The 20,016-nt window shown below is 36.0% G+C and carries 13 protein-coding genes; 11 read left to right on the forward strand and 2 right to left on the reverse strand.

Annotated elements, in window-relative coordinates; all coding sequences use genetic code 11:
- Positions 1–58: 58 nt before the first annotated feature.
- Together rpe and ABYT26_RS04355 are read right to left on the reverse strand one after the other, a co-directional pair.
- Positions 59–709, reverse strand: a complete 651-nt coding sequence (rpe, locus tag ABYT26_RS04350) for a ribulose-phosphate 3-epimerase (protein ID WP_372751676.1) — start codon at positions 707–709, stop codon at positions 59–61.
- A 116-nt stretch (positions 710–825) separates the two neighbouring features.
- Positions 826–1,692 carry an RNA polymerase sigma factor RpoD/SigA gene (locus ABYT26_RS04355; RefSeq protein WP_372751677.1) on the reverse strand — a complete coding sequence of 289 codons (867 nt, stop codon included), beginning with the start codon at positions 1,690–1,692 and terminating at the stop codon, positions 826–828.
- Positions 1,693–2,004: 312 nt separating this feature from the next.
- On the opposite strand from ABYT26_RS04355, the gene rho reads away from it, so the two are divergent.
- The 11 genes from rho to trkA all read left to right on the forward strand — a co-directional run bounded on the left by rho (position 2,005) and on the right by trkA (position 20,007).
- A complete protein-coding gene (gene rho, locus ABYT26_RS04360) occupies positions 2,005–3,816 on the forward strand; it encodes a transcription termination factor Rho (protein WP_372751678.1) in 1,812 nt (603 codons plus the stop codon).
- 283 nt (positions 3,817–4,099) lie between these two features.
- Complete coding sequence (locus ABYT26_RS04365) at positions 4,100–5,287, forward strand: AAA family ATPase (RefSeq protein ID WP_372751679.1); 1,188 nt, start codon at positions 4,100–4,102, stop codon at positions 5,285–5,287.
- Positions 5,288–5,340: 53 nt separating this feature from the next.
- Entirely contained in the window at positions 5,341–8,883 is a 3,543-nt protein-coding gene (gene nifJ, locus ABYT26_RS04370) for a pyruvate:ferredoxin (flavodoxin) oxidoreductase (RefSeq protein WP_372751680.1), read from the forward strand.
- A 303-nt stretch (positions 8,884–9,186) separates the two neighbouring features.
- A complete protein-coding gene (locus ABYT26_RS04375; protein ID WP_372751681.1) occupies positions 9,187–10,200 on the forward strand; it encodes a dihydroorotate dehydrogenase-like protein in 1,014 nt (337 codons plus the stop codon).
- A gap of 323 nt (positions 10,201–10,523) precedes the next feature.
- Complete coding sequence (gene ppdK / locus ABYT26_RS04380; RefSeq protein ID WP_372751682.1) at positions 10,524–13,241, forward strand: pyruvate, phosphate dikinase; 2,718 nt, start codon at positions 10,524–10,526, stop codon at positions 13,239–13,241.
- Positions 13,242–13,363: 122 nt separating this feature from the next.
- Complete coding sequence (locus tag ABYT26_RS04385; protein WP_372751683.1) at positions 13,364–13,915, forward strand: PepSY-associated TM helix domain-containing protein; 552 nt, start codon at positions 13,364–13,366, stop codon at positions 13,913–13,915.
- Positions 13,916–14,097: 182 nt separating this feature from the next.
- On the forward strand, positions 14,098–14,520 hold the full coding sequence (gene ruvX, locus ABYT26_RS04390) for a Holliday junction resolvase RuvX (RefSeq protein ID WP_372751684.1): 423 nt from the start codon (positions 14,098–14,100) through the stop codon (positions 14,518–14,520).
- A 28-nt stretch (positions 14,521–14,548) separates the two neighbouring features.
- Positions 14,549–15,103: a peptide deformylase gene (gene def, locus ABYT26_RS04395; RefSeq protein ID WP_372751685.1), complete on the forward strand. Its 555-nt coding sequence runs from the start codon at positions 14,549–14,551 to the stop codon at positions 15,101–15,103.
- Between the two features lie 165 nt (positions 15,104–15,268).
- A complete protein-coding gene (locus ABYT26_RS04400) occupies positions 15,269–16,300 on the forward strand; it encodes a DUF6588 family protein (protein ID WP_372751686.1) in 1,032 nt (343 codons plus the stop codon).
- A 123-nt stretch (positions 16,301–16,423) separates the two neighbouring features.
- Positions 16,424–18,496 (forward strand): ComEC/Rec2 family competence protein, encoded by a 2,073-nt coding sequence (locus tag ABYT26_RS04405; protein ID WP_372751687.1) that lies wholly within the window; start codon positions 16,424–16,426, stop codon positions 18,494–18,496.
- 170 nt (positions 18,497–18,666) lie between these two features.
- Positions 18,667–20,007, forward strand: coding sequence for a Trk system potassium transporter TrkA (trkA, locus tag ABYT26_RS04410; protein ID WP_372751688.1), 1,341 nt, complete (start codon positions 18,667–18,669; stop codon positions 20,005–20,007).
- The last annotated feature ends 9 nt before the right edge of the window (positions 20,008–20,016 follow it).

Consider the following 20,016-nt stretch of genomic DNA (forward strand, 5'->3'; position numbering starts at 1 on the left):
CTAGCATACCAAGTTAAGTGCTAATTTCTTTCTTTTAAAGGAGAATTGCCATCTTTATTTAAAGGTTCTTTAGCCTTGATATTGTTTGGCTTGGATCATCTGCACCAAAAACAAAACTACCAGCAACCAAGGCATTCGCTCCTGCTTTTATTAAATTTTTTCCTGTTTCCAGATTTACACCTCCATCAACTTCTATAATTGAGCTTGCATTTTTTTCTTTAATGAGCTTCGCTAGTTTCTCAACCTTAGAGTAAGTGTTTTCAATAAAGCTTTGCCCTCCAAAGCCAGGGTTTACACTCATTAGTAAAACTAAATCAATATCTGAAATAATATCTTCCAAAACCGATACAGGAGTGTGTGGGTTTAGTGAAACGCCAGCTTTCATGCCATTGTTATGAATGCTTTGAATGGTGCGATGAAGGTGTTTACAAGCTTCATAATGAACAGTTAGTAGATCTGCTCCAGCCTTTTTGAAAGCTTCAATGTAACGATCTGGATCGATAATCATCAAGTGAACATCAAGAGGCTTTGTAGCGATTTTGTTTATTTGCTCTACAACTGGTAGGCCGTAGGATATATTAGGCACAAATACTCCATCCATAATATCTAAGTGAAACCAATCAGCTTCACTGTTATTAACCATTTCGATATCGGCTTTCAAGTTGGTGAAATCAGCCGCTAGTAAAGAGGGTGAAATTATTGTTTGCATCTGTTTGTAGAAGATTTGTTTAAATGTCTTGCAAAGATACACAAATAAAAAAAGGATAAGCGGATGAAATAGAAATTACCACCGATTCTTACCCTTTTTACACCCTAAAATTTATACTATTCTCCTAAATAAGTTTTTAATATTTTGCTGCGGAAAGCGGTTTTCATTCGTTTAATTGCTTTCTCTTTAATTTGGCGAACTCTTTCTCGTGTTAGTCCAAATTCTTTTCCAATTTCCTCTAAAGAATAAGGTGGTTTCCCGTTTAAACCAAAATACAAACGAATAATTGATGCTTCGCGTTTTGATAGTGTTGATAATGAGCGATCTATTTCTTTGCGAAGTGAATCCCTAAGAAGTTTTTTGTCAGGACTTATTTCATCATTACTCAAGAGAATGTCGTAAAGGGTGTTCTCTTCGTCTGGATTTATTGGCGCATCCATTGATATGTGTCGGCCAGAAGCTTTTAATGCTTCCTTAACATCTTTAGGACTCATTTCTAGAATAACAGCAATTTCTTCAGGGGATGGTTCTCTTTGATATTCTTGTTCTAATTGAGCAAAAGTTTTATTGATTTTATTAATAGAACCAATTTTATTTAACGGTAAACGTACAATCCGGGCTTGCTCAGCCAAAGCTTGTAATATCGATTGCCGAATCCACCAAACTGCATAAGATATGAATTTAAAACCTCTGGTTTCATCAAATCTTTGGGCTGCCTTAATCAACCCTAAATTCCCCTCGTTAATTAAATCAGGAAGGCTTAATCCTTGATTCTGGTACTGTTTGGAAACAGAAACGACGAATCGTAGATTGCTTTTAATGAGTCTATCAAGAGCTTTTTTATTTCCTTTTTTTATTTCTCGGGCAAGTTTAACTTCTTCATCTGCCGAAATAAGATCTACTTTTCCAATTTCATGCAGATATTTGTCCAACGAAGGAGTTTCTCGGTTTGTTACCTGTTTGGTTATTTTTAGCTGTCTCATAGTGGATTTAAATGGTATTTATATACGTTAGAACTACTAGCGTTTATACTTAAATATAGCAAAATCATTTTGAAAAAGAAATTTGACTGCGATTTAATGGGTTTATTTTGAGAGAGGTAAACTTATTTCCCCCATTTGCTTGTAATTTTAATAATAAAAGCAATTATTTTTTGCGGATTATAACTAATTCCGTAATATTGCAATTGAATTCAGATTAATTATTCTCATTTAAGAGGTCGAAAGATCAGGTTCCCTATTGTTCTAATACAATATCTATCTAAAAAATCACCCAAAAAATATAAAATATCATTTATGTACGATATTCTTGAATTAAACAAGAAACTTGTGCCTGAATTACGAGAGATCGCTAAAGAACTCAACGTCAAGAAGATTGAGTCTTTTAAGAAACAGGATTTAATTTACAGGATCCTTGATCAACAGGCAATTGTAGCTTCAGAAAGAAAAGCACCAGAAAAAAAGCTTTCCGGAAATAAGTCGAAGAGTTCTTCGGCAGAAGGTAAAGCTGATGAGGGACGATCTAGATCCCTTTTGCACAAAAGAAAAAAAGCAGAACAGCCAAGCAAAGAGGCTGCTGTCGATAGTGCTAATAAAGAGGATGTTAAGACAGGTAAAGAACCTGTCAGAAAACTTCGAAGAGAAAAAAGAGTTTCTACAGAAAAAGTTGAACGAGTAGTTGAGAAAAAGGAAGTCAAAGCAGAAGCTTCTGCTGATGTATCTTCCTCTTCTGAAGAAAACTCAGTGAAAACCGAGCGAAGCCCAAGACCACCAAGAACAACAAGACCAGCAAGAATACCAAGAGCTGAGCGTCAGGATAAGCCTGAGGGATCGGAAGTAAAAGAAGAGCAGGTTAAAGTTGAAGGTCAGGAAGCTCCTGTGAAATCAGAAAAATCTGAGAAGATTGAAAGATCAGGAAAAGCCGAAAAATCAGAAAATCCCAATCGAAAAAGATTTGAAAAACGCGAAAAAGAAAAATTATTCGAGTTTGATGGAATAATTGAGAATTCGGGTGTTTTAGAAATTATGCCTGATGGTTACGGATTCCTTCGTTCTTCAGATTATAATTATTTGAACTCTCCAGATGATATTTATGTATCGCAGTCGCAAATCAAATTGTTTGGTTTAAAAACTGGAGATACAGTAAATGGAACAATTCGCCCACCAAAAGAAGGTGAGAAATATTTCCCACTGATAAAAGTAGCTAAAATTAACGGAAGATTGCCTGAGGTAATACGAGATCGTGTTCCTTTTGATCATTTAACTCCTTTATTTCCTGATGAAAAATTTAATTTAACAGGAAAAGGAATGAATTCTATGGCAACTCGTGTTGTGGATATGTTTGCTCCAATTGGTAAAGGACAAAGAGGTTTAATTGTAGCACAACCAAAAACAGGAAAAACTGTTCTTTTAAAGGAGATTGCAAATGCTATTGCGGCTAACAATCCAGAAGCATATATGATCATTTTATTGATTGATGAGCGTCCGGAAGAAGTTACCGATATGGCACGAAGCGTAAATGCTGAAGTTATTTCTTCTACGTTTGATGAGCCTGCTGAGCGTCACGTGCGTGTTGCAAATATCGTTCTCGAAAAAGCCAAGCGTATGGTTGAGTGTGGACACGATGTTGTGATTCTTTTGGATTCAATTACTCGATTGGCACGTGCTTACAATACAGTTTCACCAGCTTCTGGTAAAGTTCTTTCGGGTGGTGTTGATGCGAACGCATTGCATAAACCTAAACGTTTTTTCGGAGCTGCTCGTAATATCGAGAATGGCGGATCGCTTACTATTTTAGCGACAGCCTTAACCGAAACAGGTTCTAAAATGGACGAGGTGATCTTTGAGGAATTTAAAGGAACTGGTAATATGGAACTACAATTGGATCGTAAGTTGTCTAATAAACGTATTTACCCAGCGGTTGATATCACGGCTTCAAGTACTCGTCGTGAAGATCTTCTTTTGGACGAAAATCAATTGAATCGAATCTGGATTTTGAGAAACTACTTGACGGATATGAACTCAATTGAAGCAATGCAGTTCCTTCAGGATCGTTTGCGAAAAACAAGATCAAACGAAGAATTTTTAATTTCAATGAACGATAAGTAGTTTACTTTTTGTTCATAAAAAACATAAAAAGGGTAGCGATTTCAGTCGCTACCCTTTCTTTTTGGCTTAAAAAACAAAGGCTAATTTAGAATAGTTTTTGAATGGGAGAAATTATGAGTTTCAAATGGGAGGTTGAACTTAATTTCTTATTATGAGTGGTTTAGAGTTGTGTTCGATCTTATTTTAAATAAGTATAAATTGCAAAATGAAAAGATTTTTGTAATCTCTAGATTGCAAAATGCGGTATTTATTCCATAAATTTGCGAAGTAAATTCGAAAAGAAATGAACACTCTAGTACAGACTCATAACAGTTTGTTGAAGCATAAGAAAGGCACAATTAGACGTGAGTTGGCTGATGAAATAGATTGGTCGCAGCGTTTAATAGCCATTAAAGGATCCAGAGGAGTTGGGAAAACAACCTTTTTACTGGATTATATTCGTGAGCATCATGCAAACGATAAAACTTGCTTATACATTAATCTGAATAACTTATTCTTTACAGAGAAAGGACTAGTGCCATTTATTGATGAATTTTATAAGAGAGGTGGAAAAATATTACTACTAGACCAAATTCATAAACTTCCTGGTTGGGATAAAGATTTACGAACTTGTTACAAGCAGTATTCTGATTTGAAAATTATTTTTACTGCTTCTTCAATTCTTCGAATTAAAACCAATGAAGTTCTTAAAGATTTGGTTCATGTTTACTATTTGAATGGTTTATCGTTTCGAGAATTTTTAAATTATGAATCAGGCAATCAATTTCCACGCTATACTCTTGACGAATTGTTGAAGAATCATGAAAGTATTGTAGATGAGATTTTGTCTAAGGTTCGTCCTTTGGCTTATTTTGGTGATTATTTAAAGTTTGGGTATTATCCTTGTTATCAGGATGAGAAAAGCTTTATGGATAATCTTCTAAAAATGATCAATTTAATGTTGGAGTTCGATATTACCTATCTGAACCAAATTGAATTGAAATACCTATCAAAACTAAAGAAACTTCTATATATTATATCTTGTAATGTTCCTTTTCAGCCTAATGTGAGTAAGCTTGCAAACGATGTGGAAACTTCCAGAGCAACTATTATGAACTATTTGCGCTATTTAAAAAATGCTCGATTAATTCGTTTGTTGAATTCTCCGGAGTGTTATAAGGATGTGTCGAAAAAACCCAATAAGGTGTATTTGCACAATACCAATTTATTGTATGCAATCGCCCCCGAAAATGTGAGCGAAAGCAATCTTCGCGAAACATTCTTTTATAATCAGGTTGGTCCTAATAGGAAAATATTTAGTACCGATAGAGGTCATTTTTTAGTCAATAATAAGTATAATTTTGAAATCACTGGCATTGAAAATGAATCTGATCTAAAATATAGAACAGAAGATTTTTTTGTTGCTGCTGATATGATAGAACGTGGAGAGGGAAATAAAATTCCTCTTTGGTTGTTTGGATTTTTATATTAGAGAAATAAATAGAAAATAGAATACCAATAATAAAATTTAATCGGAGGAGTAAAATGGCAAGAGAAAAAAAATTCATTACCTGTGATGGTAATGCAGCTGCCGCTCACGTAGCATATATGTTTAGTGAGGTTTCTTGTATTTACCCAATCACACCATCTTCGCCTATGGCTGAATATGTTGACGAGTGGGCTGCACAAGGGCGTAAAAATCTTTTTGGAGAAACAGTTCAGTTAGTAGAAATGCAATCGGAAGCTGGTGCAGCAGGTGCTGTTCACGGTTCTTTACAAGCTGGTGCATTAACAACTACATACACTGCTTCTCAGGGATTGTTGTTAATGATTCCTAATATGTATAAAATTGCTGGTGAGCTATTACCATGTGTATTTCATATTAGTGCTCGTGCTCTTGCAGCTCAAGCGTTAAGTATTTTTGGTGATCACTCAGATGTTTATTCTGCACGTCAAACTGGTTTCGCTATGTTAGCGTCTAGTTCAGTTCAGGAAGTAATGGATCTTTCTGCAGTATCTCATTTAACTGCTATCAAATCCAGAGTTCCTTTTATGAACTTTTTCGATGGTTTCCGTACTTCTCACGAAATTCAGAAGATCGAAGCTGTTGATATGGAAGATATGAGAGGTCTTGTAGATCAAGAAGCTCTTCAGTCTTTCCGCGATCGTGCTTTGAATCCTGAAAATCCTGTAACTCGAGGTACTGCTCAGAATCCTGATGTCTATTTCCAGTCTCGTGAAGCTGCTAACCCATTTTACAATGCAGTGCCAGATATCGTAGCAGATTATATGAAGGAAATGACCAAAATTACAGGAAGAGAATACAAGCCTTTCATGTATTATGGTGCTCCTGATGCTGAAAATATCATTATCGCAATGGGATCTGTAAACGAAACCATTAAAGAAGCTATTGATTTTAAAATGGCAAATGGTGAAAAAGTTGGACTTGTTTGTGTTCACTTGTATCGTCCATTCTCTGCTAAGCACTTCTTAAGTGTAATTCCTGAGTCGGTAAAACGTATTTGTGTTCTTGATCGTACCAAAGAGACTGGCGCTAATGGTGAGCCATTGTATCTTGACGTAAGAGAAGTATTTTACGGGAAAGAAAATGCTCCTATCGTAGTTGGAGGTCGTTATGGTTTAGGTTCTAAAGAGGTGACTCCATCTCAAATTGTTGCGGTTTACAAAAACCTTGCAATGAACGAGCCTAAGAATCAATTTACTTTGGGTATAGTTGATGATGTTACTTTTACATCTCTTCCTATGTTGCCTGAGGTTAAAATGAATTCTGAATCTCTATACGAAGCAAAATTCTATGGTTTGGGTTCTGATGGTACTGTTGGTGCTAACAAAAACTCAATCAAAATTATTGGTGGTTCAACCGATAAATATTGTCAAGCTTATTTTGCATACGATTCTAAAAAATCAGGTGGATTTACAGCTTCTCATCTTCGTTTTGGCGATGAGCCAATTCGTTCTACCTATTTAGTAACTACTCCTGACTTTGTTGCATGTCACGTTCCTGCTTACGTATATTTGTACGACGTATTAAAAGGATTGAAAAAAGGTGGTTCATTCCTATTGAACTCAATTTACGATGCTGAAGAAACTGTTAAGAATCTTCCTAATAGCATGAAAAAGTATTTAGCTGATAATGAGATTAAATTCTACATTATTAACGGTACAAAATTGGGTGAAGAATTAGGTCTTGGTAACCGTACCAATGCAATCATGCAAGCTGCTTTCTTTAAAATTACTGGTGTAATTCCTTTCGAGAAAGCTGCTGAAGAAATGAAAAAAGCGATTGTGAAATCGTATGGTAATAAAGGGGAAAAAGTGGTTAACATGAACTTTGCTGCTGTTGATGCGGGTGGAGCTAATGTGGTTGAGGTTGAAGTTTCTGCTGATTGGAAAAAATTGGACGATACAACCGATGCTGCTGTTGTTTCTAATAATCGTCCTAAGTTCGTTACTGATCTATGTGATCCAATGAACGCTCAAAAAGGTGATGATCTTCCTGTTTCTGTATTTGCTGGTCGTGAAGATGGTACTTTCCAAAATGGAACTACTAAATATGAAAAACGTGGTGTTGCTATTAATGTTCCTGAGTGGCAAGAAGAAACTTGTATTCAGTGTAACCAATGTGCTTACGTTTGTCCTCACGCTGCAATTCGTCCTTTCCTTTTAACTGATGAAGAAGTAGCTGCTGCTCCTGCTGGAACTGCTGTAAAACCTGCAACAGGTAAAGATCTTAAAGGTATGAATTTCAGAATTCAAGTTGCCGTTGAAGATTGTACTGGTTGTGGTAACTGTGCTGATGTTTGTCCTGCTCCAAAAGCAAAAGCTTTGGTGATGAAACATTTGGAAACTCAAACTGCTGAGAAAGAAAAATGGCACTATATGGACGAAAAAGTGGGTTACAAAGATTTGTTGCCTAAAAACAATGTGAAAAATTCACAGTTTGCTCAACCTTTATTCGAGTTCTCTGGTGCTTGTGCTGGTTGTGGTGAAACTCCATATATCAAATTAATTACTCAATTGTTTGGTGAGAGAATGATGGTTGCTAATGCTACTGGTTGTTCTTCTATTTATGGTGGTTCTGCTCCATCAACTCCATATTGTAAAAATGATAAGAGTGGTAAAGGTCCAGCTTGGGCTAACTCTTTATTTGAAGACAATGCTGAGTATGGTTTTGGTATGAACGAAGGTGTTCGTAAAATGCGTAATCGTATCCAACTTCGTATGGAAGCTGCAATGGATGCTGTAAATGCTGATACTAAAGCTGCTTTTGCTGAATGGTTAGAAAATAAAAACAATGGCGAAGCTTCTATTGCTGCTTCTGCTAAAGTTGAAGAAGTTCTAGCTAATGAAACTCATGCTGTAGCTAAAGAGATTCTTGATATCAAGAGTTACTTAGTTAAGAAATCTCAGTGGATTTTTGGTGGAGACGGTTGGGCTTATGATATCGGATTCGGTGGATTAGATCACGTATTGGCTTCTGGTGAAGATGTAAACGTTTTGGTAATGGATACTGAGATTTACTCTAACACTGGTGGACAAGCTTCTAAAGCAACTCCAGTTGGTGCTGTAGCTAAATTTGCTGCTGCTGGTAAGCGTATTAGAAAGAAAGATCTTGGTATGATTGCCATGTCTTACGGATATGTTTATGTAGCTCAAGTAGCAATGGGAGCAAATCAAGCTCAATACATGAAAGCTATTAAAGAAGCTGAGGCTTATCCAGGGCCATCATTGATCATAGCTTACGCTCCATGTATTTCTCACGGATTGAAAGCATCAATGGGAAAATCACAAGCAGAAGAGAAGAAAGCTGTTGAAGCTGGATACTGGCACTTGTATCGTAACAATCCTGCATTAGAGAATGAAGGTAAAAATCCATTCACTCTTGATTCAAAAGATCCTAAGTGGGAAAATTTCCAAGATTTCTTATTGGGTGAGGTTCGTTATACTTCATTGCAAAAATCATTCCCAGAGCAAGCTAAAGAATTATTCGTAGCTGCCGAAGAGAATGCGAAATGGAGATATAAAACTTACAAGCGTCAAGCTGCTTTAGATTATTCTGAAGAATAAAACGTAGTTTTTAGATTATTATATAAAAGGGATTCCATATTTGGAATCCCTTTTTTTATGCTTGAGAAAATAGTATTGGCTTAAAAAATAAGGTGTGAAAATGACAATTTATAGAGGAAGAGAGCGTGGCTTGTTATATTTTGCAAATTTTATTTTATTAAAATAAGATACTTAAGTCCTTTATTAATGGGTCTTTTTCTATTTTGTATTGATAATCAATAGATTAATTTTGGTGTTTGGGTTGACTATATCAAGTTCATTTCTTAAATTTAGTAATACTAAAAAAAATTAATCCAAAATTATATGGCAAATCTAAATGTAAAATTCATGGGGTTAAATTTGAAGAATCCCATTATCGTAGGAGCTTGTACTCTGTCAGCAACAGTAGAAGGAGCTCAGGAACTTGAACGAGCTGGAGCTGCAGCAATTGTGTATCGATCTCTTTTCGAAGAACAAATTCAGTGGGAACGAGCTCAATTAGCTAACGAATTAGATGAATATACAGATAGAAATGCGGAGATGACTTCTATTTTTCCCACGATGGAACACGCTGGTCCAAAAGCTCATATTCTTAAATTATCAGAAGTTAAAAAAAATGTGAAAATTCCCGTAATTGCGAGTTTGAATTGTGTTTATGATGTTACTTGGTTTGATTATGCTAAACAGTTGGAAGAGGCTGGAGTGGATGCTTTGGAGTTGAATTTTTATCAAATGCCTGAAAGTGTTGATAAATCAGCTAAGGAAATCGAAGACGAAAAGGTGAAAATTGTTGCAACACTTAAAAAGAGATTGTCAATTCCTTTTAGCATCAAATTAAGTCCATATTATACAAATAGTTTGCACTTTATAAATCGCTTAGATCAGGCAGGAGCCTCAGCTTTTGTCTTGTTTAATCGATTATTTCAACCCGAAATTAATATCAGAACTGAAAGACATCTGTCCAATTTTAATTTAAGTCATCCAGGCGATTTTAAATTAGGTTTGCGATATGTAGGCCTATTACATCGAAAAATTGCGGGTGGCTTGTGCGGATCAAATGGTATCTATACCTATGAGGATGTTCTGCAAATGTTGCTGAGTGGTGCCGATGTAGTTCAAATGGTGAGTGCTTTGTATAAAAATAAGCCTTCTTATATTTCTCAAGTTCTTTCCGAAATTGAAAAATGGATGGATGAAAAAGGCTACAAAAGCATTGAAGAGTTTAGAGGCAAATTATCCGATAACGAATTAAAAGCCTCCGATGTGTATTATCGAGCTCAATACCTCGATTATGTTCTTCATCCCGAAGAGGTAGTTAATAAGTATCCAATGAGATAAGTTGAATTAAATAGTAAGAAAAAGCTAGGCCTTGGTCTAGCTTTTTTATTGTTTATGATTCTGAATTAGATGAGTTTTTCCCTACGCAAACGTTTTAAGAATAAATGTCTAAATCATTTTAAAAAAGCAACTTAGATTGTCTGTTTTTGTTTTCTTTTTTGGAAAAAGAACATTACTTTTGTGTACAATTTTCAGGGGCAAGTAGAGAAAATATGCGTTTGGAAAATATTTTAAGTTGAAAATTATAAGTTAATATATGATTGTTATTGAATGCTTTAGTTGTTAAAAGCAGGAGATATCATTAAAACTAAAAAGCGATAATTATGAGTACTAAGTACGTTTATACTTTTGGTGACGGTAAGGCCGAAGGTAAAGCAGACATGAGAAATTTGCTTGGAGGTAAGGGTGCCAACCTTGCTGAAATGAACCTAATCGGTGTTCCAGTTCCTGCTGGTTTCACTATCACTACAGATGTTTGTACTGATTACAACAAGCTTGGAAAAGATGCTGTTGTAGCAATGATCAAAGATCAAGTTGTAGCTGCTGTAGCTGATACAGAAAAAGCAATGAACGCAAAATTTGATGCAAAAGATGGTTTTCCATTGTTGCTATCGGTTCGTTCTGGTGCTCGTGCTTCTATGCCAGGTATGATGAATACTGTTCTTAACCTAGGTATGAATGATGATACTGTGAAAATTGTAGCAGAACATTCAGGAAATGAAAAATTTGCTTACGATTCATATCGTCGTTTCATCCACATGTATGGTGACGTAGTTATGGGTGTTGAAGCAGAGGAAGGAAAGCACAATCCATTTGAGGTTGTTCTTGATGAAATGAAAGAATCTAAAGGGTATAAAGTTGATACTGAATTAACAGTAGAAGACCTTAAAGCTCTTGTTGAAGGTTATAAAGCGGTTATTCGTGAGCACGCAGGTGTTGATTTTCCAACAAATCCTTGGGATCAACTTTGGGGTGCTGTTTGTGCTGTATTCGATTCTTGGGATACTGAAAGAGCAATCCTTTACCGTAGAATGGAAGGAATTCCTGACGATTGGGGTACTGCTGTAAATGTACAGGCAATGGTATATGGTAACATGGGTGAAACATCTGCAACAGGAGTATGTTTTTCTCGTGATGCTGCTACTGGTGAAGATTTATTCAACGGTGAGTACCTAATCAATGCACAAGGTGAAGACGTTGTTGCTGGTGTTCGTACTCCTCTTGAAATTACTACTATTGGTTCTAAACGTTGGGCTGAGCGTAACGGTACTTCTGAAGAAGATCGTAAAGCAAATTTCCTATCTATGGAAGAAGCAATGCCTGAGCTTTACAACGAATTGAATACAATCCAACAAAAATTAGAAGATCACTATACCGATATGCAGGATATGGAGTTCACCGTTCAACAAGGTAAACTTTGGATGTTGCAAACTCGTTCTGGTAAACGTACTGGTGCAGCTATGGTTAAAATGGCTGTTGATATGTTAGAGCAAGGTCTTATCGATGAGAATACTGCTATTCTTCGTCAAGAGCCTAACAAATTAGATGAGCTTTTACACCCTGTATTTGATAAAGCAGCTTTAGAGGCGGCTACAGAAATTTCAAAAGGTCTTCCAGCTTCTCCAGGTGCTGCTACAGGACAAATCGTATTTTCTGCAGAAGATGCTGAAGCATGGGCTGCTGAAGGTAAAAAAGTAGTTTTAGTACGTCGTGAAACTTCTCCAGAAGATTTGAAAGGGATGTACGCTGCTGAAGGTATTCTTACTGAGCGTGGTGGTATGACTTCTCACGCGGCTGTTGTTGCTCGTGGTATGGGTAAATGCTGTATTTCTTCTGCTGCTGGTGTTCTAGTAACAGGAACTTCTATGACTATCAACGGTGTTGAATACAAAGAAGGTGATTTCATCTCATTAAACGGTACTACTGGTAAAGTTTACGAAGGTAAAGTTGCTACAATCACTCCTTCATTAGATGGTGATTTCGGAAAAGTAATGGATTTGGCAGAGAAAAATAGCCGTATGTACGTTCGTACAAATGCTGATACTCCTGCTGATGCTAAAGCTGCTCGTGAATTCGGTGCTAAAGGTATTGGTCTATGTCGTACAGAGCACATGTTCTTCGAAGGCGATAAGATCTGGAATATGCGTGAAATGATTCTTGCTGAAGATGTTGAAGGTCGTAAAGCTGCTTTGGCTAAATTGCTTCCTGTTCAAAGAGAAGATTTCTCTGGTATCCTTGAAGCTATGGACGGTTTCGGTGTTACTATTCGTCTACTGGATCCACCATTGCACGAATTTACTCCTAACGATGCTGAATCTCAAGCTGAAATGGCTGAAAAATTAGGTATCGATGTATCTGTCGTTAAAGCTAAAGTTGATTCTCTTCACGAAATTAACCCTATGTTGGGTCACCGTGGTTGTCGTCTAGGTAATACTTACCCAGAAATTACAGAGATGCAGGCTCGCGCGATTATGGAAGCTGCTTGTGATTTGAAAGCTAAAGGAAAAGATCCTAAGCCAGAGATCATGGTTCCATTGATCGGAACTTTAAAAGAATTCCAAATTCAGGAAGGTATTATCAGAGAAACTGCAGCTGCTGTTTTCGCTGAAAAAGGTGTTGAAGTTGATTTCATGGTAGGTACTATGATTGAAATTCCTCGTGCTGCTCTTACAGCTGATCAAATTGCTGCTCACGCTGAATTCTTCTCATTCGGAACAAATGACTTGACTCAAATGGGATTCGGTTATTCTCGTGATGATGCTGCTAAATTCTTACCTATCTATATTGAAAAAGGAATCTTGAAAAATGATCCTTTCCAAGTATTAGATCAAGAAGGTATCGGACAATTGGTACGTATGGGTTGTGAAAAAGGAAAATCTGCTCGTCCTAATATCAAATTAGGTATCTGTGGTGAGCACGGTGGTGAGCCATCTTCTGTTGAGTTCTGTAACTCAGTAGGTATGGATTACGTTTCTTGTTCTCCTTTCCGTGTACCTATTGCACGTTTAGCTGCTGCTCAAGCTAACTTGAAGCAAAACTAAGAGAAGTTTAATTCTCAATATATAGAAAGGCTGTCTCGTAAGAGACAGCCTTTTGTTTTACAAAGGAATAGGTATGTTTTTTTTTAATCTTCATATTTTAGGCTTTGGTAAAAATAAATCAAATGATGAATTGGAATTTAAAACTACGAAATTGGCATCGCGATTTTTCCTATTTTTATGTGGGGCTATTAATGGCTTTTTCTATTTCCGGGATTGCCTTGAATCACCGTCAGTCCTGGAATCCTCGTGAGTATATTTATCAAACCACTAAAGTGAAAATTCTTTTGCCCCATAACAGAAAGCAAATCTCGGATGAATTCTTCCAAGATTGGTTGGAAGAAAATAATATCAATCTAGAATTTAGAGGGAGTGCCTGGCGAAGAGGAGGCTATAACTTGTATTTCAAGGATGCTTATGCCTTTATTGATCCATCAACAGGAGAAGGGGAAATAGAACGCTTTCACGTGAGACCTCTTTTGGGACAAATGGTCGATTTGCATAAATCGAATAGCAATGTGTGGCTTTGGTATTCAGATATTTTTGCCATAAGTCTTCTTCTTATCTGCATTACAGGATTATTTATTGCTAGAGGTAAGAATGGATTTAAAAATCGAGGATGGAAGTTTGCCTTGTTTGGCGTACTTATTCCTTCTCTTTTATGGTTTTATATTTAAACTTTAGTATTGTAAGTATAACTTTTCCTACAGAAATAAGCTAAAAAATTCTTTCGATCTGTCGATTTTAACGACTTTCACGGCATGATTTGTATCATTATTGACTCATTAATAATCGAAAAGAGAAATATTTAATCAGTTTCTTATATCTTTGCAATTCAAAATAAATATAAATAAGAAAGTTGGCACGAATTTTAGCGATTGATTACGGGAGAAAAAGAATTGGACTTGCAGTTACAGATCCAATGCAAATTATTGCCAATGGTTTAGATACCGTGGCGGCAAAGGACATTCTTGATTATTTGGAAAAGTATCTGCAAAAAGAAGAAATAGAATGCTTTGTTGTTGGTTATCCAAAGCAATTAAATAATGAGGATAGTGAGTCGATGAAATATTTAAAACCATTTCTAGGCCAATTAAAAAAGAAATTTCCTGATATGAAGGTTGAGTTAGTGGATGAAAGGTTTACTTCCAAAATTGCCTTTCAGTCTATGATTGATGGTGGTTTAAAAAAGAAACAGCGTCAGAACAAAGCTATGATTGATAAAGTGAGTGCGACAATTATTTTACAATCCTATATGGAAACAAAAAGGAATTTATTTTAGGATTGAATATAGAAAAAGAAGTGTAAAGATGATATTACCCATTACCATTTATGGCCATCCGGTATTAAGGAAGGTTGCGAAAGAAATAGACAAAGATTATCCGGATTTGGAAAAGTTCAAAGAGGATATGTGGCAAACAATGTACTTTGCCGATGGAGTTGGTTTAGCGGCCCCACAAGTTGGTCGAGCAATTAGAATGTTCGTAATAGATTGTTCTACTTTTGCAGAAGAAGAACCAGAATTGGAAGGTTTTAAAAAGATGTTTATTAATGCTCAAATTATCGAACGTGATGGCGAACCTTGGGCTATGTCGGAAGGCTGTTTAAGTATTCCCGGTATTAATGAAGATGTAACTCGCCCCGAAAGCATAAAAATTGAATATTACGATGAAAACTGGGAGTTTCATCAGGAAGAATATTCGGGCTTTGCCGCCCGTGTTATCCAACACGAATACGACCATTTAGATGGAATCTTGTTTACCGACCATTGTGCTCCTCTTAAAAAAAGATTGTTGAAAGGAAAATTGACAGGTATTTCCAAAGGAAAATTTAAAGCCAAATATCGATTTACATTGGCGAAATAGTTTTATGACCTTACCATTTTGGTAAGGTTTTTTTTATGAAATAGATTTGCTTTCTAGTGTATCTATTTTTTGATTTTATATGCTAATAGAAATTGGTCTTGCAAACAAAAGGTAAATTCCTGCGTACTACTTTTTTGATGTTTAACCGACTAAGTAAAACCTTTTATGATGAAAAAATTTATTCTACTATTTTTAATACTTACTCCTTTTCTGGGAAAATCTCAAGACATTGAGCAATTCCTGTTAGCGGGTACCGAAGACGCTTCAAAATTAACCGAAAATTATGTGAGACCTGTTTCCAAAGGGTTTATGTACGGATTAAATAATGGATGGTATTCCACAGCACGAACCCATAAAAAATTTGGTTTTGACATTACTTTTATTGCCAATTTGGCGAAAGTTCCTACTGAAGATGAAATGTTTGAATTTGTGGCGAGTGATTATAACAATATCACTCTTAAAAGCGGAGCTAGTTCTGCTCAGATTCAAACTTTAATGGGCGGAGATAACGACGAAATTTTACTTGCCCGAATTGAAACCGAAAGTGGTGAATACGATGTAGCGGAATTTAAAGTCCCAAATGGTATTGGCGATGATTTGCCAATGAATGCTGTCCCTTCAGCCACGTTGCAAGTTGGTATCGGTATCCCTGTGATCGATGCGGATTTAAAATTTCGATTTTTGCCCAAAGTAGGTACCTCTGATTTGGAAGTGGGAATGTTTGGACTTGGTCTTCAGAAGAATCTTAGTAAGATGCTAAAGATTAGTAAAACACCTCTTGATGTTTCAGCATTATTTGCTTATACTAAATTAACTTCTGAATATGATATTCAAGGCGATTCAGGTTTTGATGGTAGTGGACAATTAATGGAGTTTGTGACCAATGCGTATACTGTTCAGGCTATTGCTTCGGTGAACCTTAAATTAATCGAATTTTATGCAGCTGTTGGTTACAATACAGCCAAAATGGATGTGGATATTAAAGGAACTTACGAGTTGGACTATACCGATACTAATACAGGAACAAGTGGTGATGCGGGTACTTTAGTCGATCCTGTATCCATTGATTTTAAAGCAAATGGTGTTCGTGCAACTATTGGTACTCGTTTGAACTTAGGATTCTTTAAACTATTTGGGGACTACACTCTTCAAGAGTATAATACCATTACAGGCGGAATCGCTTTTAGTTTTAGATAGTATAAGATTGTAGCGGAAAATTTTTTGTACTTTACTCATAAAACCCTTATTCATGGAATAGGGGTTTTGTTTTTTCAACACATTTATCTTATATTCAATTGATTATAAATTGTATTATTAACGATGTTTAGAGAATTTCTTCGTCAAAATCCTTTTTTTCGATTTTTGCTTCCCTTAGTAATGGCAATAGCTCTGGCAAATGTGCTAGAAGTTTCCTCCAATATTGGCTGGGTTTTTTTTGTGTGCGGATTATTTGGCATTCTTTTATTCACCCTAGTTACTAAATATCGTAAATCATATTCTCTTCGTTCGTGGTTCGGCGTATTTGTCTTCTTTTTATGTTTTGGATTTGGAACAGTAAGATACAACGATGTGCAAACTAAAATGGATCTTTCAATTTCCGATTCAATCTGTTTTATAAAGGGAGAGGTGATTGAGCCACCAGTAGAAAAACTCAATAGTTATGCTTTAGTGTTGAAGGTTGAGAGCATAAAAAATGCTGATAATTGGCAGATAGTATCTGGTAACTCCATGCTTTATCTGCAAAAGGATGAAATGGCTAAAGAACTTACTAGTGGTGATTTATTGGTGTTGAGAACAAAATTGCAAAGGGTGCAAAATACAGGGAATCCCTATGAATTCGATTATTCGGCTTATCTAAAAATCAAGCACATATTGTATTCTGCTTATGCCGATTCCTTTTCCTGGAAAAAAATAGGGACTGATATTGGTTTTTCCATGAGGAAAATAAGTGGAAACTGGAGAGATCAATTATTGGATATTTATCGTGCAAATGGAATCGAAAATGAGAGTTTTGATATTTTGGCTGCTCTTACACTTGGCTATAAAACAGGAATAGATCCGGAAATAAAAAAGGCTTGGGCTGATGCTGGCGCTATGCATGTGTTGGCTGTATCGGGTCTGCACGTCGGTATTATTTACTTGATCGTGAATTTTATGCTTCGGTTTTTAATTCGATTTAAATATGGACGAGTGTGGCGCGCTGTTTTATTATTTCTAGCCCTGTGGATGTATGCTTTTTTAACTGGCATGTCGCCCTCGGTTATGAGGTCGGCAAGTATGTTTAGTTTTATTGTGATAGGAGAAATGCTTCAGAGAAAGGGCAGTATTTATAATTCTTTGGCTATTTCAGCTTTTTTTCTTTTGTTGATAGATCCTTTCTTGTTGTTTACCGTTGGGTTCCAATTTTCCTATCTAGCAGTGATTAGTATAGTCTTTTTTCAAGCAAAATTTGAACGCCTTATTTATGTAGGAAATCCGATTTTAAAAAAGCTTTGGCAGCTTACAACGGTTTCTCTTGCTGCTCAAATAGGTACTTTCCCTTTAGCAATTTTTTATTTTCATCAATTCCCTGCTTACTTTTTACTTTCAGGTTATGTGGTAATACTCATGGCTGGAATTCTTATATACCTTTCAGCCCTTTTACTTATTCTATCCCCATTTCCTCTTTTTTCTGAAAGTCTTGGCTATGTTTTGCGCAATTTTGTAGAGGGAATGAATTATCTGATTTTTAAAATTCAGGCTTTGCCAGCTTCCGTGATAAGTGATATCTCTTTCAGTAGCTATCAGCTGTTCCTAATCTACTGTTTGCTTTTTACTGGAATTACTTTGATTTTTTTTAAAAGAAAAAAAGCGATGTTTATTTTCGTTCTGCTCCTTATTTGCTTTCAGTTGCCAAATGCCTTGCGAATTGCAAGTCCTTCTAAATCCGAAATGGTAGTTTTTAATGCGAGGGGTCATAGTATTATTGCCTTTATCAACGGGAAAAATGCAAATGTTTTATCCGATGCTAAAATTCCAAAGGAAAGACGAGATCAGATAATTTATCCATTCATTCTGAATGAGAAAGTAGAAAATATAAGTTATGATACTCTTGCTCCTTTTGAGCTTAAAGTTGTTGATCAAAAGATTGTTGCAATTATAGGTGAACAGAATGTCATGATCAGTGAAATATTACAATTAGTCAAAGCTGATGTTATTGTTTTTCGCGATGAGGCTTTGTCTGGTAGGAATTTGGATGGCATGGAATTTTTAAATTGCAAACTAATTGTTGATGCCTCTGTTACCGCTAGAGATCTTAAAAAACAAAATTTTGCCAATAACTTAAGTCAATCATTTTTGCACGATGTCAGAAACAAGGGGGCATATATTTGTCTTTTATCTTCAGAAAATTAAAATTGATTGTTAAAGGAATCCTTTTGCTTAGGGAATTTGATTTTAGAATGCCTTTTGGTAATTTAGTGAGCTTGACTAATTGATATTTTTAATAAATAGTAGTAAGTTTTACTCGATTATGTGTTAATTTGCCGCTTCAAATTCCATTAATAAGTTAATCGATCAAAGTTATGAAGATTGTAATTGCTGGCGCTGGGGCAGTAGGGATCCACTTAGCAAAAATGCTAAGTAATCAAGACCATGATATTATTCTACTAGATAGCGATGAAGAAAAGTTAAAAGAGATTGATTCCCATCTTGATTTATTGACCATTGTTGGTTCAAGTTCATCCTTACATGACCTTAAAGAAGCTCAGGTTAAAAAAGCTGATCTTTTTATTGCTGTAACGCAATCTGAAGAGACCAATATTACTTCTACAATTTTAGCTAAAAAACTTGGGGCAGTGCGAACTATTGCGCGTATCGATAATCAGGAATATTTGATCCCGGAAAACAAAGAATACCTTAAAAGTTTGGGTATTGATGAATTAATTTACCCAGAGCGATTAGCTTCCAAGGAGGTAATTAGTTATCTGTCTCGTTCGGGTACACGCCAGTTGTACGAGTTTTCAGACGGAAAATTAATTTTGTATGGAATAAAAATAAGCAGCAAGTCGGTAATTATGGACAAAACAATGGCCGAAGTTGCTGAAATGACAGGTGATTTAGATTTTAGAGCCGTTGCCATTAAACGTGGCGATACCACCATAATTCCTCGTGGACACAATCGATTTTCGCGTGGCGATTTGGTTTTTGTGGTTAGTAAACCTGAGGAAATGGAGAAAGTAATGCTTCTTACTGGAAAAGAGAAGTATGAAATTAAAAATGCTATGATTCTCGGAGGAAGTCGTATCGGACAGAAAACGGCATTGGAATTAGGCCGGAAGATGAATCTAAAATTGCTTGAAATAGATAAAGATAAAAGCTTGAAATTAGCCGATCATCTGCAAGATACACTGGTGATAAATGGTGATGGTCGAGATAAAGAATTATTAAAAGAAGAAGGAATTCATAAAATGGATGCCTTTGTGGCCGTAACTGGGAATTCTGAGACCAATATTTTAGCTTGTTTGTTGGCAAAAAAAATGGGTGTGAAACGAACCATTGCCGAGGTTGAAAATATCGATTATATCGATTTAGCGGATAATATTGGTGTGGGAACCATGATCAACAAAAAATTGTTGGCTGCAAGTTACATCTATCGATTTACCATGGATGCAGATGTGCAACATTGCAAGTGGTTAACCGTTTCGGATGCTGAGGTAGTGGAATTACTTGCTAAGCCAGATTCAAAAATCACAAGAAGTGAAGTTAAAGATCTTGATTTTCCGGAAGATGCTAATATTGGTGGAATTATCCGAGGGAATGAAGCCATTATTGTAAACGGAGATACTCGAATTCTGGCTGCCGATAAAGTAGTTGTTTTTACTCTTCCAACAGCTATTAAAAAAGTTGAAAAATTCTTTAAGTAAAAACCTAAT

Source organism: Labilibaculum sp., assembly GCF_041595635.1.
In the GTDB taxonomy this organism is placed as follows: domain Bacteria; phylum Bacteroidota; class Bacteroidia; order Bacteroidales; family Marinifilaceae; genus Labilibaculum.